This is a genomic window from Actinomycetospora sp. CA-084318 (genome assembly GCF_050955885.1).
Classification (GTDB): domain Bacteria; phylum Actinomycetota; class Actinomycetes; order Mycobacteriales; family Pseudonocardiaceae; genus Actinomycetospora.
In genome coordinates this window covers 5,784,416-5,807,031 of sequence record NZ_CP192098.1, presented here as the reverse complement: position 1 = coordinate 5,807,031, position 22,616 = coordinate 5,784,416, and the positions used below count along the sequence as shown (strand labels likewise).

The 22,616-nt window shown below is 73.9% G+C and carries 22 protein-coding genes and 1 pseudogene; 14 read left to right on the top strand and 9 right to left on the bottom strand.

Features of this window, described 5'->3' with window-relative positions; genetic code table 11:
• Window positions 1-84: 84 nt before the first annotated feature.
• On the top strand, window positions 85-738 hold the full coding sequence (locus ACQPYX_RS28395; RefSeq protein ID WP_433800604.1) for a hypothetical protein: 654 nt from the start codon (window positions 85-87) through the stop codon (window positions 736-738).
• Here the strand turns inward: ACQPYX_RS28395 and ACQPYX_RS28390 are convergent.
• The gene (locus ACQPYX_RS28390; protein ID WP_433803826.1) at window positions 735-1,904 is read right to left on the bottom strand and encodes an MFS transporter; all 1,170 of its coding nucleotides are present in this window, start codon (window positions 1,902-1,904) and stop codon (window positions 735-737) included. The two genes, ACQPYX_RS28395 and ACQPYX_RS28390, sit on opposite strands and share 4 nt — an antisense overlap.
• A gap of 110 nt (window positions 1,905-2,014) precedes the next feature.
• Complete coding sequence (locus ACQPYX_RS28385; protein ID WP_433800603.1) at window positions 2,015-2,185, bottom strand: hypothetical protein; 171 nt, start codon at window positions 2,183-2,185, stop codon at window positions 2,015-2,017.
• Between the two features lie 170 nt (window positions 2,186-2,355).
• Here ACQPYX_RS28385 and ACQPYX_RS28380 point away from each other — a divergent pair, with 170 nt between their 5' ends.
• Together ACQPYX_RS28380 and ACQPYX_RS28375 are read left to right on the top strand one after the other, a co-directional pair.
• Window positions 2,356-3,549: a cysteine desulfurase-like protein gene (locus ACQPYX_RS28380; protein WP_433800602.1), complete on the top strand. Its 1,194-nt coding sequence runs from the start codon at window positions 2,356-2,358 to the stop codon at window positions 3,547-3,549.
• Window positions 3,550-3,692: 143 nt separating this feature from the next.
• Window positions 3,693-4,799 (top strand): APC family permease, encoded by a 1,107-nt coding sequence (locus ACQPYX_RS28375; protein ID WP_433800601.1) that lies wholly within the window; start codon window positions 3,693-3,695, stop codon window positions 4,797-4,799.
• 66 nt (window positions 4,800-4,865) lie between these two features.
• Here ACQPYX_RS28375 and ACQPYX_RS28370 read toward each other — a convergent pair whose 3' ends face one another.
• Entirely contained in the window at window positions 4,866-5,975 is a 1,110-nt protein-coding gene (locus ACQPYX_RS28370; protein WP_433800600.1) for an epoxide hydrolase family protein, read from the bottom strand.
• A 138-nt stretch (window positions 5,976-6,113) separates the two neighbouring features.
• On the opposite strand from ACQPYX_RS28370, the gene ACQPYX_RS28365 reads away from it, so the two are divergent.
• Window positions 6,114-6,398 (top strand): hypothetical protein, encoded by a 285-nt coding sequence (locus ACQPYX_RS28365; protein ID WP_433800599.1) that lies wholly within the window; start codon window positions 6,114-6,116, stop codon window positions 6,396-6,398.
• 76 nt (window positions 6,399-6,474) lie between these two features.
• Here ACQPYX_RS28365 and ACQPYX_RS28360 read toward each other — a convergent pair whose 3' ends face one another.
• The gene (locus ACQPYX_RS28360) at window positions 6,475-7,041 is read right to left on the bottom strand and encodes a TetR/AcrR family transcriptional regulator (RefSeq protein ID WP_433800598.1); all 567 of its coding nucleotides are present in this window, start codon (window positions 7,039-7,041) and stop codon (window positions 6,475-6,477) included.
• A gap of 112 nt (window positions 7,042-7,153) precedes the next feature.
• On the opposite strand from ACQPYX_RS28360, the pseudogene ACQPYX_RS28355 reads away from it, so the two are divergent.
• The 3 genes and pseudogenes from ACQPYX_RS28355 to ACQPYX_RS28345 all read left to right on the top strand — a co-directional run.
• Window positions 7,154-8,656 (top strand): annotated as a pseudogene (locus ACQPYX_RS28355) (carboxyl transferase domain-containing protein); the annotation flags it as partial.
• Between the two features lie 85 nt (window positions 8,657-8,741).
• Window positions 8,742-10,757, top strand: a complete 2,016-nt coding sequence (locus tag ACQPYX_RS28350) for an acetyl/propionyl/methylcrotonyl-CoA carboxylase subunit alpha (RefSeq protein ID WP_433800597.1) — start codon at window positions 8,742-8,744, stop codon at window positions 10,755-10,757.
• Between the two features lie 2 nt (window positions 10,758-10,759).
• Window positions 10,760-11,899: an acyl-CoA dehydrogenase family protein gene (locus ACQPYX_RS28345; protein ID WP_433800596.1), complete on the top strand. Its 1,140-nt coding sequence runs from the start codon at window positions 10,760-10,762 to the stop codon at window positions 11,897-11,899.
• Window positions 11,900-12,038: 139 nt separating this feature from the next.
• Here ACQPYX_RS28345 and ACQPYX_RS28340 read toward each other — a convergent pair whose 3' ends face one another.
• From ACQPYX_RS28340 to ACQPYX_RS28330, 3 genes are read right to left on the bottom strand one after another with little or no spacing between them, the layout of a single operon-like run.
• The gene (locus ACQPYX_RS28340; protein WP_433800595.1) at window positions 12,039-12,539 is read right to left on the bottom strand and encodes a DUF4188 domain-containing protein; all 501 of its coding nucleotides are present in this window, start codon (window positions 12,537-12,539) and stop codon (window positions 12,039-12,041) included.
• Window positions 12,536-12,856, bottom strand: coding sequence for a DUF2834 domain-containing protein (locus ACQPYX_RS28335; protein ID WP_433800594.1), 321 nt, complete (start codon window positions 12,854-12,856; stop codon window positions 12,536-12,538). The genes ACQPYX_RS28340 and ACQPYX_RS28335 overlap by 4 nt, the downstream gene beginning before the upstream one ends.
• Window positions 12,853-13,803, bottom strand: a complete 951-nt coding sequence (locus tag ACQPYX_RS28330; RefSeq protein WP_433800593.1) for a hypothetical protein — start codon at window positions 13,801-13,803, stop codon at window positions 12,853-12,855. Before ACQPYX_RS28330 ends, ACQPYX_RS28335 begins: the two co-directional genes overlap by 4 nt.
• A gap of 89 nt (window positions 13,804-13,892) precedes the next feature.
• Here ACQPYX_RS28330 and ACQPYX_RS28325 point away from each other — a divergent pair, with 89 nt between their 5' ends.
• Window positions 13,893-14,555 carry a MerR family transcriptional regulator gene (locus ACQPYX_RS28325; protein WP_433800592.1) on the top strand — a complete coding sequence of 221 codons (663 nt, stop codon included), beginning with the start codon at window positions 13,893-13,895 and terminating at the stop codon, window positions 14,553-14,555.
• Window positions 14,556-14,565: 10 nt separating this feature from the next.
• Entirely contained in the window at window positions 14,566-15,456 is an 891-nt protein-coding gene (locus ACQPYX_RS28320) for an LLM class F420-dependent oxidoreductase (RefSeq protein WP_433800591.1), read from the top strand.
• Between the two features lie 32 nt (window positions 15,457-15,488).
• On the opposite strand, the gene ACQPYX_RS28315 is transcribed toward ACQPYX_RS28320, so the two are convergent.
• On the bottom strand, window positions 15,489-15,875 hold the full coding sequence (locus ACQPYX_RS28315) for a VOC family protein (RefSeq protein WP_433800590.1): 387 nt from the start codon (window positions 15,873-15,875) through the stop codon (window positions 15,489-15,491).
• A 54-nt stretch (window positions 15,876-15,929) separates the two neighbouring features.
• Here ACQPYX_RS28315 and ACQPYX_RS28310 point away from each other — a divergent pair, with 54 nt between their 5' ends.
• The gene (locus ACQPYX_RS28310) at window positions 15,930-17,720 is read left to right on the top strand and encodes an MFS transporter (protein WP_433800589.1); all 1,791 of its coding nucleotides are present in this window, start codon (window positions 15,930-15,932) and stop codon (window positions 17,718-17,720) included.
• 88 nt (window positions 17,721-17,808) lie between these two features.
• Here ACQPYX_RS28310 and ACQPYX_RS28305 read toward each other — a convergent pair whose 3' ends face one another.
• The gene (locus tag ACQPYX_RS28305) at window positions 17,809-18,672 is read right to left on the bottom strand and encodes a hypothetical protein (RefSeq protein ID WP_433800588.1); all 864 of its coding nucleotides are present in this window, start codon (window positions 18,670-18,672) and stop codon (window positions 17,809-17,811) included.
• 147 nt (window positions 18,673-18,819) lie between these two features.
• Here ACQPYX_RS28305 and ACQPYX_RS28300 point away from each other — a divergent pair, with 147 nt between their 5' ends.
• The 4 genes from ACQPYX_RS28300 to ACQPYX_RS28285 all read left to right on the top strand — a co-directional run bounded on the left by ACQPYX_RS28300 (window position 18,820) and on the right by ACQPYX_RS28285 (window position 22,548).
• Window positions 18,820-19,584, top strand: a complete 765-nt coding sequence (locus tag ACQPYX_RS28300; RefSeq protein ID WP_433800587.1) for a phosphatase PAP2 family protein — start codon at window positions 18,820-18,822, stop codon at window positions 19,582-19,584.
• A 91-nt stretch (window positions 19,585-19,675) separates the two neighbouring features.
• Window positions 19,676-20,842 (top strand): FAD-dependent monooxygenase, encoded by a 1,167-nt coding sequence (locus ACQPYX_RS28295; RefSeq protein ID WP_433800586.1) that lies wholly within the window; start codon window positions 19,676-19,678, stop codon window positions 20,840-20,842.
• 23 nt (window positions 20,843-20,865) lie between these two features.
• On the top strand, window positions 20,866-22,122 hold the full coding sequence (locus tag ACQPYX_RS28290) for a serine hydrolase domain-containing protein (RefSeq protein WP_433800585.1): 1,257 nt from the start codon (window positions 20,866-20,868) through the stop codon (window positions 22,120-22,122).
• Between the two features lie 255 nt (window positions 22,123-22,377).
• Window positions 22,378-22,548: a hypothetical protein gene (locus tag ACQPYX_RS28285; RefSeq protein WP_308286094.1), complete on the top strand. Its 171-nt coding sequence runs from the start codon at window positions 22,378-22,380 to the stop codon at window positions 22,546-22,548.
• Window positions 22,549-22,616: the final 68 nt, after the last annotated feature.

The following is a 22,616-nucleotide window of genomic DNA, read 5'->3' as shown; positions in this document are numbered from 1 at the left end:
CGGCACGGGGCAAGGCGGTGGTCGTTGTGAGGTATGGTCCAGGTCACTTACGGTGGAGGCTCGCGGACCGGCAGGGGGCCGACCATGGACGACGCGACCCGGGCACTGCTCGAGCTCTGGGACACCACCGAGGACACCGTCGACGGGCTCGGGCCGGCCGACTGGGGCCGGCCGCTGGCGCGGACCGACCGGGCGCGGGCCTGCGCCGCGCTCGACACCGGCGGCACCGACGTGACCGACCTCGTGGTGCACCTCGGCGGGGTGCACTACCTCGGCCCGGACCGGCTGCGCGCGGCGCTAGCGACGGCGCACGCGCGCGCCGGCCACCAGCTCACCCACGCAGCCCCGCACGGCGAGGAGCTCGCCGCGCAGTGCCTCGACATGTGCCTGCACACGCACGACCTGCTCGCCGCGCTCGACCGCGAGCTCGACGCCGACGAGGCCGGGCCCGCGGCCGCGCAGGCGTGCCGCCTCGTCGTCGGGATGATCCCCCGCCTGCTCGCGCGGACGCCGGAGCCACGGGCGTCGGCCCTGCGGATCGTGGTCCGCTCGGTCCCCGCCGGGCCGGTGGTCGTCGACCGGGCCTTCCCGACGACGGGTCGCCGGGCCCCCGAGGTCCTCGAGGCCGACGCGGTGGCGCTGCTGCTCGCCCTGTCCGCGCGGCGCAGTGTCGGCGAGCTCCGCGGACGGGTCGTCTGCGACGGTCCGACCGCGGAGCGCGTGCTCGCGGCCGTCTAGGTCATCCGCACGCGCAGGAGGCTGACGAACGCGATCGCGGCCAGCACGGCGACGACGACGGAGAAGATGACGCCCGCCGCCACCAGCCCGATGGCCGCCGAGAGGATGCCCTCGCCGATGACCGGCACCGAGATCGCGACGTAGAGCACGAGGAAGAAGCTCGACGCCACCTCGCTGCGCCGCTCCTGGGGGCTGCCCGCGTTGACCGCGCCGAGCCCCGCCCGGAACGACATGCCCTGCCCGACGCCCGCGACCGCCGCGCCCACGAGCAGCACCGGCAGCGACGCCAGGGCGATCGAGAGGCCCACCACGAGGACTCCCACGACGAGGCCGACGCACCCCGTGAGCAGGGCCGGACGCAGCGCGAGCCGGGACGAGGCGATCTGGCCCAGCGTCGAGAACCCGAGCAGCGTGAACACCACGAGGCCGCCGACGAAGTGGTTCTCGATCCGCAGGACCTGCGTCAGGAACGCCGGCGACACGGCGGTGAACAGGCCCAGCACGGCGAATCCGGCGAAGCCCGCGATGGCGGCGCCGACGAAGACGCCGCGCACCTCCGCCGGTACCCCGAGCTTCTGCGGGGCGAACGAGACCGTGCGGCCGGTGGTGTCGAGCGGTTCGGCGACGAGGTAGGCCCCGACGGCCACGAGCACCACCAGCACGACGTGCACGGCGTAGGGGAGGAACAGCGGCAGCGGCGCGTACTGCGCGAGCGCGCCGGCGAGCACCGGGCCGAGCCCGAGACCGAGCATGTTCACGCAGGCGGCGACGAGGCTGTAGCGGGCCTGCCGCCCCGCGGGCGCGAGGTCGACGAGGGTGGCGGTGGCCGTCGCGGTGAAGATGCCGGCGGACAGACCGGACAGGACGCGGCCGACGAACAGTGCGGTGAGGCTGTCCGGGATCAGGAACACCGCGCTCGACACGGCCGCGAGGGCGAGCCCGGGCAGCAGCACCGCGCGGCGTCCGAGCTGGTCGGAGAGCCGTCCGAAGAAGATCAGCGCAGCCGCGACGCCCACCGCGTAGGCGGCGAAGATCAGCGTCACCACGACCTGGCCGAACCCCAGCTCACGTTCGTAGAGCGGGTAGAGCGGCGTCGGCAGCGTCGCGCCGAGCATGGTGACGAGGAAGGCGAGGGCGACGACGACGGCGGCGGCCGGACCCCGCAGGCCGCGGCTCGTGCCCGTCTCGGACGTCGTGCTGATGATGGACCTCCGTCAGGTCGGACGGAGGAGGTTGTTCCCGCTACCGATCGCGGCTACGCGCCGGCCGTGGTCCCCTACGCGCTGGCGGCGGTCTCCTGGGTGCGCACGGTCTCGACGACCGACAGCAGCACCGCGGCGCCAACGGCCTCACGCCAGCGCGGGCGGGGGCGCTCGGACACGGCGGGCACCGGGGCGAGGGAGCGCTGCGTGACCGCGTCGTCCTGACCCGTGATCCGCTCGTTCATCTCGTCCACCCCGCTCCCGTTCGACGCGACCCTCGCGCCGTTCGTCGCACGTGTATCCGCGGGATGGTCATGATTCGTTACCCCGAAACCCGGGGCTCCCCGGATCGGGTGAGCGCCCGGCCGGCGTCGAGCACCGTGCCCGGGCCGCCCGCAGGGGCGAGGATGGCGGCGTGTCGGAGCCCACCTACGACCTCGCCGCCCTGCGTGCCCGCTTCCCGGCCCTCGACGCGGGCTACGCGCACTTCGACGGGCCGGGCGGCTCGCAGGTGCCCCTCGACGTGGCGCAGGCGGTCGCGGACACCCTGACCGCGCCGATCGCGAACCGGGGCACCGGCTACGCGGCGGCCCGGAACGCCGAGCTCGTGGTGCTCGCCGCGCGGCAGGCGATGGCCGACCTGCTCGCGGCCGACCCCGGCGGCGTCGTCTTCGGCCGCTCCATGACCGAGCTGACCATGACGCTCGCGCGGACCCTGGCGGACGGGTGGGGCCCCGGCGACGAGGTCGTGGTGACCCGGCTCGACCACGACGCGAACGTCCGCCCCTGGGTGATCGCCGCGGAGCGGGCCGGGGCGACGGTCCGCTGGCTGGACCTCGACCCGGCCACCTGCGAGCTCGACGACGTGGCCACGGTGCTGTCCGACCGGACGCGGGTCGTCGCCGTGACCGGCGCGTCGAACCTCGTCGGGACCCGCCCGGACCTGCCGGCGATCGCCGCGCAGGTGCACGCGGCGGGGGCGCTGTTCGTGGTGGACGGCGTGCACCTCACCGCCCACGCCGCGATCGACGTCGCGGCGATCGGCGCGGACGTCTTCCTGTGCTCGCCCTACAAGTTCCTCGGGCCGCACTGCGGCGTGCTGGCCGCCGACCCGGCCTTCCTGGAGACGTTGCGGCCGGACAAGCTGCTGCCGTCCACCGACGCCGTGCCGGAGCGCTTCGAGCTCGGCACGCTGCCCTACGAGCTGCTCGCCGGCACCACGGCCGCGGTCGACGTGCTCGCGTCCCTCGGGGGCGAGGAGGGCACCCGCCGGCACCGCCTCGTCGTCGGGATGGCGGCGGTGGAGGCGCACGAGGACCGGCTGCGGCGGCGGATCGAGGAGGGCCTCGCGGCGCTGCCCGTCGAGGTACTGAGCCGGGCGCGGCACCGGACGCCGACGTTGCTCGTGCGCGTGCCCGGCGGCGACCAGCGGGCCTCGGCGCTGCTCGCCGACCGTGGTGTGTTCGCGCCGAGCGGGTCGTTCTACGCGCTCGAACCGGCCCGTCGGCTCGGCCTCGGGGACGCGGGCGGGCTGCGGATCGGGCTCGCGCCGTACTCGTCCGACGACGACGTCGACCGACTGCTGGAGGGGTTGGCCGACGCGGCGTGACACTGCGGGCACCCGCGGTCACGACGGGTCCGATTCGTCGGGTTCCCGCAGGTCGCAGGCGTGCGGCTTAGCAGTCCGGTGACCTGGACGACACATGACCTTCTGAGTCTGGACGGGCCCCCGCCCCGGCTCGAAGGAGCTCGATGACCGCCACCGCTCCGCCCACCGCGCCCCCCGAGGTCCGGCACGGCCGCCTGGCCGACAACGCGCTCGGCCTGCCCTCGGTCCTCTTCTGCATCGTCACGGGCGCCGCCCCGCTGACCGCGATGCTGTTCAACGTGCCCGTCGCGGTCAACGGCGGCGGCTGGGCCGCCCCCGCCGCGTTCGGCATCGCCACCGTCGCGCTCACCGTCTTCTCCGTCGGCTACATCGCGATGTCCCGGCGGGTGACGAGCGCCGGGGGCTTCTACACGTTCGTCAGCCGGGGCCTCGGGCGCGTGGTCGGCGTCGGGGCGGGCCTCCTGATCGCGCTCTGCTACATGATCTTCGTCGGCGCCGTCATCGGCGTCATGGGCTACTTCGCCGCCTCGACCGTCGAGACGTTCACCGGGCCGGCGCTGCCGGCCTGGCTGTACATGGCGGTCGGTCTCGCGGTGATGAGCCTGCTCGCGTGGTTCCACATCGAACTGACCGCGAAGGTCCTCGGGGTCATGCTCGTGGCCGAGGTCCTCGCGCTGGCCGTGCTCGCGGTCGCCGTCTTCGTCCAGGGCGGCGCCGAGGGCTTCTCGGCCGCCCCGTTCGACCCGACGCAGGTCTTCGGCAACGCGGGCGCCCTGCAGGTCTTCGGCACCACCGCGGCGGGCATCGCGCTGTTCGCGGCGTTCTGGTCGTGGGTCGGCTTCGAGATGGCACCGAACTACGCCGAGGAGTCCCGCGATCCGCACCGGATCGCGACGATCGCCACCTACGGCAGCGTCGTCGGGCTCGGCATCTTCTACATGGTCGTCTCGTACGCGTTCGTCACCGGCTGGGGCCTCACCGGCTCGGTGCAGGCGGTCTCCGACCAGCTCGACGGCGTGTTCGCCTCGGCGTTCTACCCGCTCTCGGACCGCTACGTCGGCGGCTGGCTCACCGTGATCACGCACACCGACGCCCTCGAGGGCTACGACTGGCCGCTCGACGGCCGCCACTACCCGCCGGGGGAGAAGCCGCACGTCCCCGCACGCCTGGCAGCGGTCGCAGACCCCCTCCAGGCCGTAGTCGACCGGCTCGTCGAACGGCAGCGGCGCGGACGTGGCGGTCGGCCATGAGAGAGCTCTCCGGGTGGGTGACGATGGGCTCGGGATCGGCCGCAGATGCCCGACTCCGCCGATCGACTACACGCCCGCCTCGGTGACCGCGGCCACCAGATCGGCCACCAGCACCTCGGGCGCCTGCAACGACGCGAAGTGGCCGCCCGTGTCGTACCGGCGCCAGCGCACGATCCGGTGCGCGCGCTCGGCGAGCCCGCGGACCGTGTGGTCGCCCGTGAAGCAGGCGACCGCGGTGGGCACGCCCGACGGGTCGTGGGCCGTGAACGCCCCGTGGCACTCGCGGTAGATCCGCCCGGAGGAGCCGGCGGTCCCGGTGAGCCACGCGGTGGTCACGTCGGCGAGGACCGCCATCGGGTCGACGGGGGTCTGCGTCGTCGTCGTGGGGTCGTAGTCGACGAACCACTCGAGGTGCCAGGCGAGCAGGCCGACGGGAGAGTCGGCCAGGGCGTACGCGAGCGTCTGGGGTCGGGTGCCCATGATCGTGGCGTAGCCCGACCGCTCCTCCCACAGCGCGCCGAGCGCGTGCACCGCCGCGGCGTCGGACCCGGACAGGCCCGCCGTCGGGTCGCCCGACGTCCAGTCGACGGGTGTCGCCAGCGCGTTGACGTGCACCAGCGCGACCCGCTCCGGGGCCAGCCGCGCGACGTGCGAGCCGATCAGGGCGCCCCAGTCCCCGCCCTGGACCACGAACCGGTCGTAGCCGGCCCGCGTCATGAGCTCCAGCAGGGTGCGGGCGTACCGGTCGAGGTCCCAGCCCACCTCGAGCGTCGGCCCGGAGAACCCGGACCCGGGCAGCGAGGGCGCCACCACGTGGAACCGCTCGACGAGCTCCGGGAGCACGGGCAGGAAGTCGGCCACGGTCGAGGGCCAGCCGTGCAGCAGGAGCAGCGGCACCGCGTCCGGGGCCGCCGACCGGGCGTGGACGGCGTGCACGGGCTGACCCTCGATCGTCGTCGTCACCTGCGGCCAGGCGTTCAGCCGCGCCTCGACGGCGCGCCAGTCGAACTCGTCCCGCCACACCCGGACGAGCTCGGCGAGGTGGTCGCGCTCGACGCCGTGCGACCAGCCGATCCCGGCCGGGGCGTCGGGCAGCCGGACGGCGGCGAGCCGTCGCCGCAGCTCGTCGAGCTCGGACGACGGGACCTCGACGGTGAACGGCGTCAGCTCGGTCATGACGACGAGCGTCGCGGGCGAGGCGGACAGGATCGGTCCGCCTCGGGTCGGCGACCGTACATAAGTCCTCTGAGGGACTTTTCGTCGCCGAGGACGGGGAGGACGCTGGACGTCCGTACGACGGAAGGACGGTGCGCCATGACGAGACCGGACGCGATGGTGCCCGAGCAGGTCATCGGATCGCGCGACGAGGCCGAGCACGCGCGCCTCGAGGAGGCCCGGGCCCAGTACCGCCGCCTCAACGGCGAGTTCACGATCCTGGAGAACTTCGAGCGACGCCTCACCCGGCAGATCCACGAGAAGCAGGAGCAGGGCCGCGACGACTACGTGCGCGAGCTCGTGCAGCGCCGCATCTCGGTCCGCTCCCGCCTCGAGGAGATGCGGGTGCGCCGGGCGCGGGCGGCGGAGGCCGCGGGCCTCTGACGGCGCCGGTCGGGCACGGCGCATCGCTGCCACCTGATGGCAGGGTGGCGCCACCCGCACGACGTGGCGGGCCGCCTCACGCCGCGACGGCGGCCCGCACCATCGACGCCAGCACGGGTCCCGCCACCTCCGCGGAGGTGTGGGCCGCGCTGCGCGGCGTCGAGTTCATCAGGCCGAACGCCGCGTGGGCGGCCGTCCGCACCTCGTCGGGACTGCGCCCCGGGCCGACCCGGGCGATGGCGTCCTCCCAGATCTCGACGTAGGCGCGCTGGAGCGCGCGCACCCGTCGTCGGGCCTCGTCCGGCAGCGAGGCGAGGTCGCGGTCCTGCACCGTGATCAGCTCGGGACGGTGCAGGGCGAAGTCGACCTGGAAGTCGATGAGCGCGGCCAGCCGGCCCGCCGCGTCGGGGTGGGCGGCGACGATCCCCTGCGCCCCCTCGAGCAGGTGCTCGCTGATCCCGACGAGCATCTCGGCGAGCAGGCCCTCCTTCGACGGGAAGTGCCGGTAGATCGCCGGGCCGCTGACGCCCGCGGCCGCGCCGATGCCGTCGATCGAGGTGCCGTGGAAGCCCTGGCGCGCGAACAGCCGCGCGGCCTCGACCAGGATCTGGTCCCGCCGGCGGGTCGGTGGGGTTCGTGCCATCAGCTCCACCCGAGGCACAGTACGACTCTTGCGCCGCGATGTGAACGATCGCTAACGTCTCGTGTTAGCCAACGTTCACATCGAGGAGGACGCGGTGACGGCGACGGTTGGATCCGGGCACGCGGAGCTGGTCGACGATCTGCGGGCGAAGCTCGCCGCGGTGCGGCTGGGCGGGCCGGAGCGCAGTCGGGCACGGCACGTCGAACGCGGGAAGCTGCTCCCGCGCGACCGGGTGGACGCCCTGCTCGACCCGTCGTCGCCGTTCCTGGAGCTCTCGCCGCTGGCGGCGCACGGGATGTACGACGACGCCGCGCCGGGCGCGGGGATCATCACCGGGGTCGGCCGGATCGCCGGGCGCACGTGCGTGGTCGTCGCGAACGACGCCACCGTCAAGGGCGGCACGTACTACCCGATGACGGTGAAGAAGCACCTGCGCGCCCAGGAGGTGGCGCTGCAGAACCGGCTGCCGTGCGTCTACCTGGTCGACTCCGGCGGTGCGTTCCTGCCCGAGCAGGACAACGTGTTCCCCGACCGCGAGCACTTCGGCCGCATCTTCTACAACCAGGCGACGATGTCGGGGCTCGGCATCCCGCAGGTCGCGGCGGTGCTGGGCTCGTGCACCGCGGGTGGGGCCTACGTGCCGGCGATGAGCGACGAGGCGGTGATCGTCCGCAACCAGGGGACGATCTTCCTCGGCGGCCCGCCGCTGGTGAAGGCCGCGACCGGCGAGGAGGTCACCGCCGAGGAGCTCGGCGGCGGCGACCTGCACGCCCGCACCTCCGGGGTGGTCGACCACCTCGCCGACGACGACGCGCACGCGCTGGCGATCGTCCGCGACATCGTCGACACCCTGCCCGCCGACCCGGCGCCGCCGTGGGAGAAGCGCGCCTCGGTGCCGCCGGCGAAGGACCCGGGCGAGCTCTACGACGTGGTGCCGGTCGACGGGCGCAGCGCCTACGACGTGCGCGAGGTGATCGACCGCGTCGTCGACGGGTCGAGGTTCACCGAGTTCAAGGCCGAGTACGGGACGACGCTGGTCACCGGGTTCGCCCGCATTCACGGGCACCCGGTGGGCATCGTCGCGAACAACGGTGTGCTCTTCCGCGAGTCTGCGCTCAAGGGCGCGCACTTCGTGGAGCTGTGCGACCAGCGCGGCATCCCGCTGGTGTTCCTGCAGAACATCACCGGGTTCATGGTCGGTCGCGAGTACGAGGCGGGCGGCATCGCCAAGGACGGCGCGAAGATGGTCACTGCGGTGGCGACCACCCGGGTGCCGAAGCTGACCGTCGTCATCGGCGGCTCGTACGGCGCCGGGAACTACGCGATGAGCGGGCGGGCCTACTCGCCGCGCTTCCTGTTCATGTGGCCGAACGCGCGCATCTCGGTGATGGGCGCCGAGCAGGCCGCGACCGTGCTGGGCACGGTGGGCTCCTCCAGCGCCGACTCGGTCCGCGAGCAGTACGAGCACCAGGGCCACCCGTACTACTCGACCGCCCGGCTCTGGGACGACGGCGTGATCGACCCGCTCGACACCCGCACCGTGCTCGGTCTGGCCCTGTCCGCCTGCGCCCACGCCCCGCTCGACGACCCGCGCTTCGGCGTGTTCCGGATGTAGCCCCTCGCCCGGGTGCAAGCAAAGCGTCACTGCTTGCACCCAGTGACAGGAAAGCCCACTTCGTCGACCCGCCCGAGAGGACGCCGTGTTCGCCAGCGTGCTGATCGCCAACCGCGGCGAGATCGCCGTCCGCATCGCCGCCACCGTGCGCGCCCGCGGACTGCGCAGCGTCGCCGTCTACACCGACGCCGACGCGTCGTCGCCGCACGTCGCGGCGGCCGACGTCGCCGTGCGGGTGGGCAACTACCTCGACGGCGCCGCGATCGTCGAGGCCGGCGCCCGGGTCGGGGCCCAGGCCGTCCACCCCGGCTACGGCTTCCTCGCCGAGAACGCCGCGTTCGCGCGCCAGGTGGCCGACGCCGGGATGACCTGGATCGGCCCGCCGCCGGCCGCGATCGAGACGATGGGCGACAAGATCTCGGCGAAGGCGGCGGTCGAGCCGGCCGGGGTGCCGCTCGTGCCCGGCAGCTCCGCGAAGGGCCTCACCGACGCCGAGCTCGCCGACGTCGCGCGCACCACCGGCTTCCCCGTCCTGCTCAAGCCCAGCGCGGGTGGCGGCGGCAAGGGCATGCACGTCGTCGAACGCGACGAGGACCTCGCCGACGCGATCGCGGCCGCCCGACGCGAGGCCCGCGGCTCCTTCGGCGACGACACGCTCCTGCTCGAGCGCTACGTGACCAACCCGCGGCACGTCGAGATCCAGGTCCTCGCCGACACCCACGGCACCGTCGTCCACCTCGGCGAGCGCGAGTGCTCCCTGCAGCGCCGCCACCAGAAGGTCGTCGAGGAGGCGCCCTCGGCGGTCCTCGACGAGAAGCAGCGCGACGCCATGGGCCGCGCCGCCGTCGACGCCGCGCGGGCCTGCGGGTACGTCGGCGCCGGGACCGTCGAGTTCGTGACGAACGCCGACGCGAGCGAGTTCTTCTTCCTCGAGATGAACACCCGGCTGCAGGTCGAGCACCCGGTCACCGAGGAGGTCGTGCGCGTGCGCGGCGGCCGGCTCGACCTCGTCGCCGAGCAGCTCCGGATCGCCGCCGGCGAGCCGCTGGGCTACGACCAGGACGACGTCACGCTCGAGGGCCACGCCGTCGAGGTCCGGCTCTACGCCGAGGACCCGGCGCGCGGCTTCCTGCCCACCGGCGGCCGCATCCTGGGCCTCGACTGGCCCGACACGCGGGTCGACGCGGGCGTCCAGGTCGGCCAGGAGGTCGGCAGCGCCTACGACCCGATGCTCGCGAAGATCATCGCCCGCGGCGCCGACCGGGCCGAGGCCCTCGACCGTCTCGACGAGGCTCTCGCCCGCACCACGGTCCTCGGCGTCACCACCAACCTCGCCTGGCTGCGCACGCTGATCGCCCACGACGACGTGCGCGCCGGTCGGCTCGACACCGGCCTCATCGCCCGGCTCGGGGTGCCCGAGCAGCAGGTTCCCGACGACGTCGTGGTCGCGGCAGCCCTCGCCGGGCTCCTGCGCCTGCCCGAGTCCGACGACCCGTTCGCCACGCTCGGCGGCTGGCGCATCGGCGGCGAGCCCGCCCCCGCGCGCTGGACGCTCGTGCCGCTCGGGGAGAAGGACACGACGTTCGACGTCGCCCTGCGCGGCCGTGCCGACGCCGCGACGGTGACGGTGGACGACGGAGCCTCCCGACCCGTCGTCGGGACCCTCGATCGAGATGGCGCTCATAGGTCCCCGGCAGACGGTCATGCCCCCACCAGCGCCATCTCGACGGCGCTCACCGTCACGCTCGACGGCGTCACCCGCCGGTACCGGACGGCGCTCGCCGACGGGGTCCTGTGGATCTCCCGCGACGGCGGGACGTGGGCTCTTCGCGAGCAGGAACGCCTGTCGGCGGCGCGGACCGCTCAAGCCTCCGACGGCGCCGTCACCAGCCCGATGCCGGGCACGGTCACCGTCCTCGAGGTCGAACTCGACCAGCAGGTCGAGGCCGGTCAGCGGCTCGTCGTCGTCGAGGCCATGAAGATGGAGCACGTGCTCACCGCGCCGGTCGCCGGCATCGTGACCGAGCTCCCCGCCAAGCCCGGGGCGACCGTCGCGCTCGACGCGCCCCTCGTCACCGTCACACCCGAGGTCACGGAGTAGTCATGCAGCTGTCCGAGGAGCACGAGGCCCTGCGCGCCACCGTCGAGGAGTTCGCGCAGAAGGAGGTCGCGCCGGTCATCGGGGACTACTACATCCGCGAGGAGTTCCCGTACGACCTGGTCGCGACCATGGGCGAGATGGGCCTGTTCGGCCTGCCGGTGCCCGAGGAGTACGGCGGCATGGGCGGCGACTACGTCGCGCTGTGCGTCGCGCTCGAGGAACTCGGCCGCGTCGACCAGTCGGTCGCGATCACGCTCGAGGCCGGGGTGTCGCTGGGGATCATGCCGCTGGTGCGGTTCGGGTCCGACGAGCAGAAGCAGCGCTGGCTGCCCGACCTCGCGGCCGGCAGGGCCCTCGGCGGCTTCGGCCTGACCGAGGCCGGCGGCGGCTCGGACGCGGGCGCCACGCGGACCACGGCGAAGCAGGACGACGGCGACTGGGTCATCAACGGCTCGAAGGCCTTCATCACGAACTCCGGCACCCGGATCACCTCCCACGTCACGGTCACGGCGGTCACCGGGCAGACCGAGGGCAAGCGCGAGATCTCGGCGATCCTGGTGCCGAGCGGCACCGAGGGCTTCACCGTGGCACCCAGCTACTCGAAGGTCGGCTGGAACGCCTCGGACACCCACGAGCTGGCGTTCAACGACTGCCGCGTGCCCGAGGAGAACCTCGTCGGGCAACGCGGCAAGGGCTTCTCGCAGTTCCTGTCGATCCTCGACGAGGGCCGGGTCGCGATCGCGGCGCTGGCCACCGGCGCGGCCCAGGGCTGCGTCGACGAGTCCGTCCGCTACGCCCGCGAGCGCCAGGCGTTCGGTGCGGCGATCGGCACCTACCAGGCCATCCAGTTCAAGATCGCCGAGATGGAGACCCGGGCGCACACGGCCCGCCTGGCCTGGCAGCACGCCGCGGAGAAGATGGCCGCCGGCGTGCCGTTCACCAAGGAGGCGGCGATCGCCAAGCTCGTCTCCGGCGAGGCGGCGATGGACAACGCCCGCGACGCCACGCAGATTTTCGGTGGCTACGGGTTCATGAACGAGTACCCGGTCGCCCGGCAGTACCGGGACTCGAAGATCCTGGAGATCGGCGAGGGCACCTCCGAGGTGCAGAAGATGCTGATCGCGAAGCGTCTGGGGCTCTAGCCGTTCCGAACGAGCGGCACTCTCGCGCATATAGATGCTGCGACAGTGCCGCTCGCTCGGCTCAAGGCGGCCCCGCTGCGGAACGAACGACGCGTTCGTGGCTTCTAGCTGCACGAACGCGTCGTTCGTTGCGGGAGGGTCAGGGCGTCTCGACCGGCGCCGTGTCGTCGGTCCGCGCGCCGATCCGGGTCGCCGAGGTGCTTCCCGACGACAGGTCCACCGCGCGACTCGCGGCGAGGAGACCGATCTCGGGCATCGCGCCGTAGATCGTCTCCCACTGTCCCGCGGACACGCGGTAGGTCTCGTGGAAGATGCCGACGGAGTCCGGTGACGTGCGGGCGGCCCGGTTGAACGCCCGCCACGCCGGGAGGTGCTCGGCCTGGGCGTTCCGGGCGTACGCCTCCAGGTGGGAGTACGAGCGCCAGTACTGCACGACGGCCGGTCCCCCGAACATCCAGCCCGAGTGCGCCTGCAGCAGGCCCAGCTCGGGGTGCCGCTCCAGCTCGCGCAGCATCCGGGGCATCGCGCGGAACACCGGGAGCCAGGCGCGCACGTCGGTCCAGCGGTTCACGTGGGTGCCGATGAGGAAGACGACGAAGTCGCCCTCGATGTCGGCGCTGCGGCGGACGTAGGCACTCATGCCGGGACCTCCTCCAGGGTTCGCGCACGGTCGCGCAGGAACAGGAACAACGGGAACACGAACGCGACGGCGATCGCGGCGCTCCCGACGACGAGCAGGACGAGCGACCACGTCGGCCACCCGAGGCATCGACCCTTGACGACCATGAACACACAGGCCGCGAGTCCCGCGACCAGGATGTCGACCGCCGCCGAGGACGAGGCGGCGTTCGCGAACCAGCCGGCGAGGTAGTCCTCCCCGGCCGCGAACGAGGCCACGTTGAACCACCACGTCCCGACCAGCCCGACCACCGCGAGCACCAGGTAGCCGTACCTCACGCCGCCACCGCCTCGCGCACCACCGGACGCGGCGCCCGGGCGAGCACGGCGCTCACGGCGAGCATGGTCCCGACGACGAGCCCTCCCGCGGCCAGGAGCGTCAGCGCGTCCGGCGCGAACAGCGGCTGACCGCGCAGGGCCTGCCACGTGAGGAGCAGGGTGAGGCCGGTCCAGGCCGCCGCGGCCACCATCACGAGGCGGGCCCGCACGAGCTCCGACCGCAGCGCCGGGACCCGCCCCACGAGCAGCAGCAGGCCCAGCGCCACGAGCGGGACCACCTGTAGTCCGTGCAGCCCGACGAAGTGCCCGATGCGCAGGTCGCCGCCCGTCGTGGACCACCCGAGCAGGGCGAGGCCCGGCCCGCCGTCGGGGACCCCGACCGCGTGCGCGCCCACCGCCGGCATCCCGTCCCCGGCCTGCGCCGCCGCGACCTGGGCCCCGCTCGGGCCGGTCATGAGGAACGCCACGGCCATCCCGAGCAGCGAGACCAGGAGGCCGAGGCGCACCCCCCACGCGACCGACGGCGTGAGCGACCGCTCGCGCAGGAGCACGACCGCGATGACGAGGTTCGCCACCCACAGCACGGCGATCGAGACACCCATGACCGCCCATACCGCGGTGTCGAACGGCGTGGCGACGTCGAAGTGGCTGGCCCGACCCCGGAGGACCTGCCCGACGATGGCGACCATCTCGACCGTCGAGGCGACGGCGACGACGGTGGCCGCTCCGGAGGCGACACGGTGGGCCCGGTCGGCGCGCACCAGCGACACCATCCACGCGAGCGTCGGGGCGTAGAGCACGAAGCTGATCGAGAACTTCAGCGGCTTCGCCCAGATCGGCGCGCCGCCGAGCGCCCGGGGATCGAGGAGGAGACCGGCGGCGCAGAGCGGGACGAGCAGGATCATGGCGCCGGTGAAGAGGACGAGGGGACGGTTCCAGGCGCGCATCGGCTCTCCCGTGATTGGATAGCGGCACTGTCCGAACAGCAATGGACAGTAGAACTATCCGTCCAGCCTGTCCAGTCGAGGGGAGTCCGATGAGGGTCGGCGAGCTGAGCCGGCGCAGTGGCGTGAGCGTCGCGTCGATCAAGTACTACCTGCGGGAGGGGCTGCTGCCCGCCGGCGAGCGGACCAGCCCCAACCAGGCCGCCTACGACGACGGGCACCTGCGGCGGCTGCGCATGATCCGGGCGCTGATCGACGTCGGCGGTCTGTCCGTCGTCGCGACCCGCGACGTGCTCGCCGCCGTCGACGACCCCGACCTCCCGCTGTTCCAGGCGCTGGGTCGGGCCTCGGGCACGACGACCGCCGCCCCGGCGTCGGTGGAGCCGGAGGACGAGCCCGACGAGGCGTGGGAGCAGGCCGAGCGGACGCTCGCCGAGCACGTCGCCGAGCGCGGCTGGCAGGTCTCGGCGGAGAACCCGGCCTGGCGGAACGCGGTCGGGGTCCTCGCCACGTACATCCGGCTCGGCGACGCCGACCTCGCGAACCAGCTCGGGCTCTACATGCGCACGATGGAGGAGGTCGCCGCACACGAGGTCGCGGCGGTGGTGGACCGGGGCGACCGCGCCCGGACGGTGGAGGGCGTCGTCGTCGGGACGGTCCTCGGCGACACCCTGCTCGCCGCGGTCCGCCGGCTCGCACAGCAGCACCAGTCGCTGCGCCTGCTCGGGGAAGCGCCGACCCACCCGCGGGGCTAGCGTCGCGATCATGGCTCAGGCACGCATCGACTTCCCGTCCCGCGTCGGCGTCTGGTGGACCAGCGACTCCTGGCGCATCGCCGACTCCGCGCAGGTCGCCCGCGACCTGGAGGGCATGGGGTACGGCTCGCTCTGGTACGGCGAGGCCTACGGCAAGGAGACCTTCACGCAGGCGGGCGCGTTCCTGAACGCGACCGAGCGCCTCGTCGTCGGGACCGGGATCGCGAACATCCACGCGCGGGACCCGATCGCGGCCGAGTCCGGCGCCCGCACCCTCACCTCGCTGCACCCGGGGCGGTTCGTGCTCGGGCTCGGGGTGTCGCACGCCCCGCTGGTGGAGCGGGGCCGGGGCGGCACGTACGCGAAGCCGCTCGCGACGATGCGTGACTACCTGCAGCGGATGGACGCCGTGCCCGCGGAGGTGGAGCCGGATGCGCGCCCGACCCGCGTGATCGCCGCCCTCGGCCCGAAGATGATCGAGCTGTCGGGGACGAACGCCGACGGCGCGCACCCGTACCTGGTGCTGCCGGAGCAGACCCGGACCACCCGCGAGGCGCTCGGCCCGGACAAGTGGGTCATCTCCGAGCAGGCCGTGGCCCTCGGCGACGAGGAGACCGCCCTGCGCCGGGCGCACTCCCACCTCGAGATCTACTCGGGCCTGCCGAACTACCGGAACTCGTGGCTGCGGCAGGGCTTCGAGGAGTCCGACCTGGTCCGCGGCGGGTCGGAGCGGCTCAAGCGGGCCCTGGTCGGCATGGGCTCGGCCGAGCAGGCCGCCGCTTCCATCACCGCGCACCTCGACGCCGGGGCCGACCACGTGCTGATCCAGCCCCTGGGTGACTCGCCCTTCGACGACCCGCGCCCGACCCTGGAGGAGCTCGCGAAGGTGCTGAGCTTGTGAGCACTTTCCGTGGCTGGAGCCACGGAAAGTGCTCACATGCGCTGGCGCACGTCCCGCCGGATCGGATGGTCCGGCGGGACCTCGACGAGCACCAGGGCGCGGCCGTCGGGGTCGGCGATCCAGCACTCCCGCAGCCCCCACGGCTCCGTCCGGGTTCCCCGGGTGACCTCCACGCCGGCGGTGCGCAACGACGCCTCCTCCGCCTCGACGTCGCGGACCTGCAGCCACAGGGCGTCCGGGCCCGACCCGGCGTCGGAGGCACCCCGTCCAGACACCTCCAGGTAGCCGGTGCCGAGGAAGTAGACGACGCCGCCGGGGAACTCCCGGGCGACCGCGAGCCCGAGCGTGCCGCCGTAGAAGGCCCACGCGGCCTCCGGATCGCGGGGCCGGATCAGAGTGCGGCTGGACAGCACCTCCACGTGAGGTCCCACCTTTCGTGGTTCGGTCGGCCGGGCGGGGGCATCCTGACCGTCGTGAGCTCTCCCGGCCAGGCAGCACCCGATCCCCGCCGCTGGCGCGCCCTCGTGGTGTGCCTGGTGGCCGGGTTCATGACGCTGCTCGACGTCAGCATCGTCAACGTCGCCCTCCCGTCCATGCAGCGCGGACTCGGCGCGTCGGCGGCGGAGCTGTCCTGGGTCGTCTCCGGCTACGCCCTGACCTTCGGGCTCGTGCTCGTGTCCTCGGGCCGGCTCGGCGACGACCGCGGGCGCAAGAAGATGTTCCTCATCGCGCTCGCGCTCTTCACGATCACCAGCGCCGTGGCCGGCTTCTCGGTCGACCCGAGGATGCTCGTGATCGCCCGCCTCCTGCAGGGCGCGGCCGGCGGCATGCTCAACCCGCAGGTCATCGGGGTGATCCAGCAGCTGTTCTCGGGCCGGGAGCGCGGCCGCGCGTTCGGGCTGTTCGGCGCCGTCATCGGGGTCTCCACCGCCGTCGGCCCCCTCTCCGGCGGCCTGCTGCTCCAGTGGGTGGGGGAGGCCGAGGGCTGGCGCTGGGTGTTCTACGTCAACGTGCCCATCGGCATCGTCGCGCTGCTGCTCGGGCTGCGCTGGCTGCCGCGTGACGAGGCCCCGACCGGCGAACGCCGACCGCTGGACCTCGTCGGCGCGCTGCTGCTCGGCGGCGCGGTCGTCGCGCTGATGCTCCCGCTCGTGCTCTCCGAGCAGGACTTCGCCGGCGCCCCCTGGTGGCTCGTGGGCGTCGCGGTGCTGCTCGGGCTGCTCTTCGTCGCGTGGGAACGCCGGGCGAAGCGGACGCACGGGCACCCGCTGGTCAACTTCGGCCTCCTGCGCACCCGCAGCTACGCCCTGGGCACCACGCTCGGGCTGCTCTACTTCGCGGGCTTCACCTCGATCTTCTTCGTGCTCACGCTGTTCCTGCAGCAGGGTCGGCAGTTCAGCCCGCTGGAGGCGGGCCTCGCGCTCACGCCGTTCGCGGTGGGCTCCGCCGTGTCCTCCGCGATCGGCGGGCGGCTCATCTCCCGGCTCGGCAAGCCGCTGATCGTGGGTGGCCTCCTGACGGTGGTGGTCGGGCTGATCGCCACCGACGTCGTGCTGCGGATGAACCCGTCGAGCGTCGGCTGGGCCATCGCGCTGCCGCTGCTCGTCGCGGGCATCGGCGGCGGCCTCGTCATCGCGCCCAACCAGACCCTCGCGCTCGAGGAGGTCCCGGCCCGCGAGGGCGGCACCGCCGCCGGCGTGCTGCAGACCGGGCAGCGGATCGGGTCGGCGATCGGCATCTCGGCGGTCGGCGCGGTGTTCTTCTCCACGCTCGCGTCCAGCCGCGGCGACTGGGCCACCTCGATCAGCCGCGGCCTCGTCATCACGGTCGGGCTGGTCGTGCTGGCACTGCTGGTCGGGATCGCGGACCTCGTCGCCGGGCGCTTCTCGCGTCGTCGTACCCCCGTTCCCGGCGACGACCGGTCGGGGCCGGAGCCGACGGAGGTCACCTCCGCCGACGACCCCGTCGAGGAGTTGGGGCCCGCGGTCGTCGGGACGGTGGTCCGGTCCGAGGACGGCGAGCCGGTGCCGGGGGCGGTCCTCACGCTCGTCGACGAGACCGGCCACCAGGCCGCCCGCGCCGACGGCGACCCGCACGGCGCGTTCCGGCTGGTCCCGCCGCGGCCCGGGTCCTACCAGCTCGTGGTGCGGGCGCAGGGCCGCGCGCCGGACGTCGGCCGGGTCGCGGTCAGCGAGCACGCGAGCGCCTACGACGTGGTGCTCGGGCCGGCCGCCGAGGACCACGTGGTGCGCACGGTGCGCTGAGTCCCCTCCTACCCCCTCGGCAGCGAAGCGTCGTTGCTGTCAGCCAGTGGCAGCAACGACGCTTCGCTGCCACCCGGGACGGGGGTACTCACGCCCGCTTGAGCGGCGGCCGCGCCACGCCGTCGTCGCCCGCGAGCGACGCCTGCGCCGGCGAGCGCGCGAGGACGACGACGCCGCCGAGGGCCAGCAGCAGTCCGAGCACGAACCCCGGGGCCCACCCCTCGCGGATGCCGTCGCCGAGCAGGGCGAGGCCGAGCAGACCGGGAGCGAGGGTCTCGGTCACGGCGAGCACCGCCACGACCGGCCCGACCGATCCGCGCGCGAGCGCCACCGTGTAGAGCGCGAGCCCGAGGGCGGCGAAGCCCAGCATCGCCCAGGCCACGGGGTCGAGCAGCAGCGCGCGGGCGATCTCCCCGACCGGGCCGTCGAGGTCGATCAGGCGCACGGCGACGGCCGTGCCGCCGAAGGCGAGCCCCGCGACGAACGCGGTCGGCACCGCCCGTCGGCTGCGGACCGCGAGCGTGATGCCCCCGACCGCCAGCACGACCAGCACCACCAGCAGCGCGATCGTCCCGGCGAGACCCGTGTGCGGCAGTTCCCCGGTGCGCGCGCTGCCCACCAGCAGCCCCAGCCCGACCACGTTCGCGGCCGCCGCGTACAGGTCGATCCGTCGCAGCGGCGTGTCGAAGACCCAGTGCGAGGCGATCACCGTGATCACCACCTGGCCCGCGACGATCGCCTGCACCGCGACGATCGGCATGTACCGCAGGGCGAGCACGGTCAGGAGCCAGCCGACGATGTCCAGCAGCAGGCCGGCCAGGTAGACGGGGCTGGTGATCACGCCGACCGCCCGGGTCGCCCGCCGCGTCGCGAGCGCCTCGAGCAGGGCGGCGCCCGCGTTCGCCCCCGCGGCGACGAGGGCGGCGACGAGCCCGACGACCAGCACCGCCACCTCCAGCCAGTCGACCCGTCCGGGCCGAGTCTGCCCGTCGCACGAGCGTGGGACGCGCTCATCGGCGCGCGCGTCGTCCCCCGGAACGGGGTACAGGCACTCCTGACGGCGGGTCGGGAGACCCTGGAGCGGCGGGAGTCGACGACGGTGACGGTGGCGGTCGGCCTCGCGGTGGCGGCGGTGGTGCTCCTGGTCGGGACGGGATGGGCCCGGCGGCGCACCCCGCGTCCGGTGCCGGTCTGTCTCGTCGTGGCGGGCGTGCTCGTCGGGCTGTCCGCCGCGGTGTTCGCGCTGGTGGCGCGGGACGAGACCCTCGCGGACACCGACGCGCCCGTCCTGGCGTGGATGGTGGCCCACCGCACCACGGGGCGCACCGACCTCGCGGAGGCCGCCTCGCTGTTCGGCGGGACCTTCTTCACCGGGGGCCTGGCCGTGCTCGCCGCGCTCGTCCTGGCGCTGCGGGGACGGCGTGCGCGGGCCCTCGTGTGGGTCGGCGCGGTGGCTGTGGGATCTCTCACGATCCGACTCCTGAAGACCGCGGTCGAGCGGGCCCGGCCGCCCGTCGAGGCCCGGCTGGCCGTCGAGACCTCCGCGTCCCTGCCGTCCGGCCACGCCCTCATGTCCGCCCTCGGGATCGGCCTGACGGTCCTCGCGGTGCTCCTCCTGCTGCGCGAGGCCGGCCGCGACAACTCGGTTGTGCGCATCGCGATCCCGCTGGTCGGAGCCCTGATCGTCCTGCTCATCGGGGTCAGCCGCGCCTACCTCGGGGTGCACTGGACCACCGACGTCCTCGCCGGGTGGATGCTCGGCAGCGCCCTCGCCGCACTGGCGGTGGCACTCGCGGCAGTGCTCGAGGCCCGCCCCGCGAAGATCCATCCCTCGAAAGGATCAGTTGACGCGCCGGTAGCCTGACGCACGGATGCCTGTCCACTCGAACGGGCGAAGCATGGCGTCACTCGAATGCCCCGAATAATGTTCCCGGGACGAACGGGCGATGCTGTCCGTGGCTGAGACGAATCGGGGGCCCACCATGGAGCAGGTCCCGCTCCTGGTCCTCGGGACGGGGATCGACGGGCTGGCGACCGCGCTCTGCCTCGCCCACCAGGGCTTCCCGGTGCAGGTGCTCGACCGGGGGCCGGATCCGGCGATCGAGGACGACCCGGCCCTGCGCGGGTCGACGCTCCTGCGGCCGGCGGCCACGCGCGTGCTGCACGGGCTCGGGCTGCTCGACCCCCTGCAGGGGCGCACCCTCGAGCTGCAGCGCCTCACGCACGCCGACGCCGGGACCGGCCAGCCGCTGCGCAAGGTCGAGCTCGGTGAGCACGTGCGGGCCCGCTTCGGCTACCCGGTGCTCATCGTCGGGCGCCAGGACCTGCGCCGGTGCCTCGCCGAGGCGTGCGCCCGCGACGAGATGATCTCCGTGCGCTACGACAGCCGCCTCACCGGCGTCGAGGACATCGGGGACGCCGCGCTGGTCACCCTCGAGGGCGGTGCGGAGTGGCGGGCCGAGGCCCTCGTCGGCGCGGACGGCGCGTCCAGCCGGGTGCGGGCGCTGCTCGACGGGGGCGCCGGGGCGCTCTCCCCGACGTTCGTGGTCCGGCGCGGCACCGTGGCGGCCGTCGCGGGCGAGCCCGCCCATCCGGAGCTCAAGGTCTGGTCGGCGCCGGCGCTGCAGGTCACGCGCATGCCGTCGCCGAACGGCGGCGCGGAGGTCATGTTCGTGACGCGCGCCGACCTGCCGCCGGCCGAGCGGGAGTGGCTGGTCTCGCGCCTCGACCCCGACGTCCGCCGCACGGTGTCCGGGGTGGCCGTGCGCGAGCCCGACCAGGTCGTCGCCCACCAGCGTCCGCTGCCGCGCTGGACCCGGCACCGGCTGACCGTCGTCGGCGCGGCCGCGCAGCCCCTGCTGCCGCACGCCGGCGAGGACGAGAACCAGGCGCTGCTCGACGCGCACGCGCTCGGTGCCGCCTTCGACCGGTTCGACGGCCGCATCCTGCCGGGCCTGGAGGGCTACGAGGCGTTGCGCGCGGCCGCCCGCGCCGCCTGCGCCGCCCAGGTCGCCGAGTTCGCGGCCCTGGCGCACGCCGAGGGACTCACCCGGCGGCTGCGCGACCGGCTGTGGGCCCGCGAGGCCGTGGACGAGGTCGCGGAGATCGTGGGCGAGCGCTGAGCGACGGGCGCAGGATGGCCGGTGTGAGCACCGCAGCGACGAACACCGCCCCGGGTCGCACGATCGGCGTCGAGGCCGACCCGGCCGCCCTCGGCTTCGACCCCGCCCGCCTCGCCCGGGTGGACGACCACTTCCGGCGCTACGTCGACGACGGGCGTCTCGCCGGTTGGCAGACCGTCGTCGCGCGGCGTGGGCAGGTGGTGCACGCGTCGGAGTACGGGATGGCGGACGAGGAGGCGGGTCTGGCGGTCGCCTCCGACACCCGCTGGCGGATCTACTCGATGACCAAGCCGATCACCTCCGTGGCCGCCCTCATGCTGTGGGAGCGCGGCGAGCTCGAGCTGACCGACCCGATCAGCCGGTGGCTGCCCGCCTTCGCCGAGCCGCAGGTCTACGTCAAGGGCAGCGCGACGGCGCCCCTGACGATGCCGAGCCCCGAGCCGATCCGCGTCTGGCACCTGCTCACCCACACCGCCGGGCTGACCTACGGGTTCCACCACGCCCACCCGGTCGACGAGCTGTACCGGGCGCGCGGGTTCGAGTGGGGCGTCCCGGACGGCATGGACCTGGCCGCCTGCGTCGACGCCTGGGCCGCGATGCCGCTCGTGCACACACCCGGGACCGAGTGGAACTACAGCCACGCCACCGACGTCCTGGGCCGCCTCGTCGAGGTCGTCTCCGGGCAGTCCCTCGACACCTTCCTGCAGACCGAGATCCTCGACCCGCTCGGCATGACCTCCACGGGCTTCGCCTCGGACGACCCGTCGCGCACCGCCGCGCTCTACGCGCTCGGACCGGGACGGCGCCGGGTGCGGTCCGACGCGATGGGCGAGGGCTTCCTCCGGCCGCCGACGTGGCTCTCGGGCGGTGGCGGCATGGTCTCCACCGCGGCCGACTACCACCGTTTCACCCAGATGCTCGCTCGCGGTGGGGAGCTCGACGGGGTCCGCCTCCTGGGGTCGCGCACCGTGGCCTACATGGGCCGCAACCACCTGCCCGGGGGACAGGACCTCGAGCAGGTCGGCCGTCCGCTCTTCGCCGAGATGCCCTTCCACGGCGTCGGGTTCGGCCTCGGGGTGTCGGTGGTGCTCGACCCGGCGGCGTACCGGACCCTCGCCTCAGCAGGGGAGATGGCCTGGGGTGGTGCGGCGAGCACCGCGTTCTGGGTCGACCCGGTCGAGGAGGTCACGGCGCTGTTCCTCACCCAGCTCCTGCCCTCGAGCGCCTACCCGATCCGCAGCCAGATGAGGTCGCTCGTCTACCAGGCGCTCGTGGACTGACGCTCTACGTGACCAACGGCGCCACGCTGCGTCACGTTCCTGAGGAGTCCCCGGGTCACCCTGAGAGAGGGCTGCACGGGGCCCTCCTGCTCTGTAGCGTCCAGCCCTGCCTCGCGGTGGACGAGGGAACGGGTGCTCAGGAGACGGATGAACGTGACGCCGGGTCCACGACGACGGCCAGCCGGACCGCATCCGGAGGCCCCGACCACGGCCGTCCCCGCGCCACGCGGCTCCGAACCGGGAGCCCTGGCCGGGGTGCCGGCCCAGCGGACCGCCGCGGACGTCTACCGGGTCAGCGAGGAGCAGGTGCACCGCGCGCGCATGGCGGTCGCCCGCAACGCGCTCGACTCGGACGACTGCCGCGATCTGCTCGACATGCTCGGGCTCATCGGCGAACCCGGTGAGCCGCCGCCCGTCCGCCGCTGACCGGAGGGAGATCCGCCGGGCGCGCCGCGCTCGGCGCGTCGGCCGCGCGGGGGCGGCCCGAACCCGAT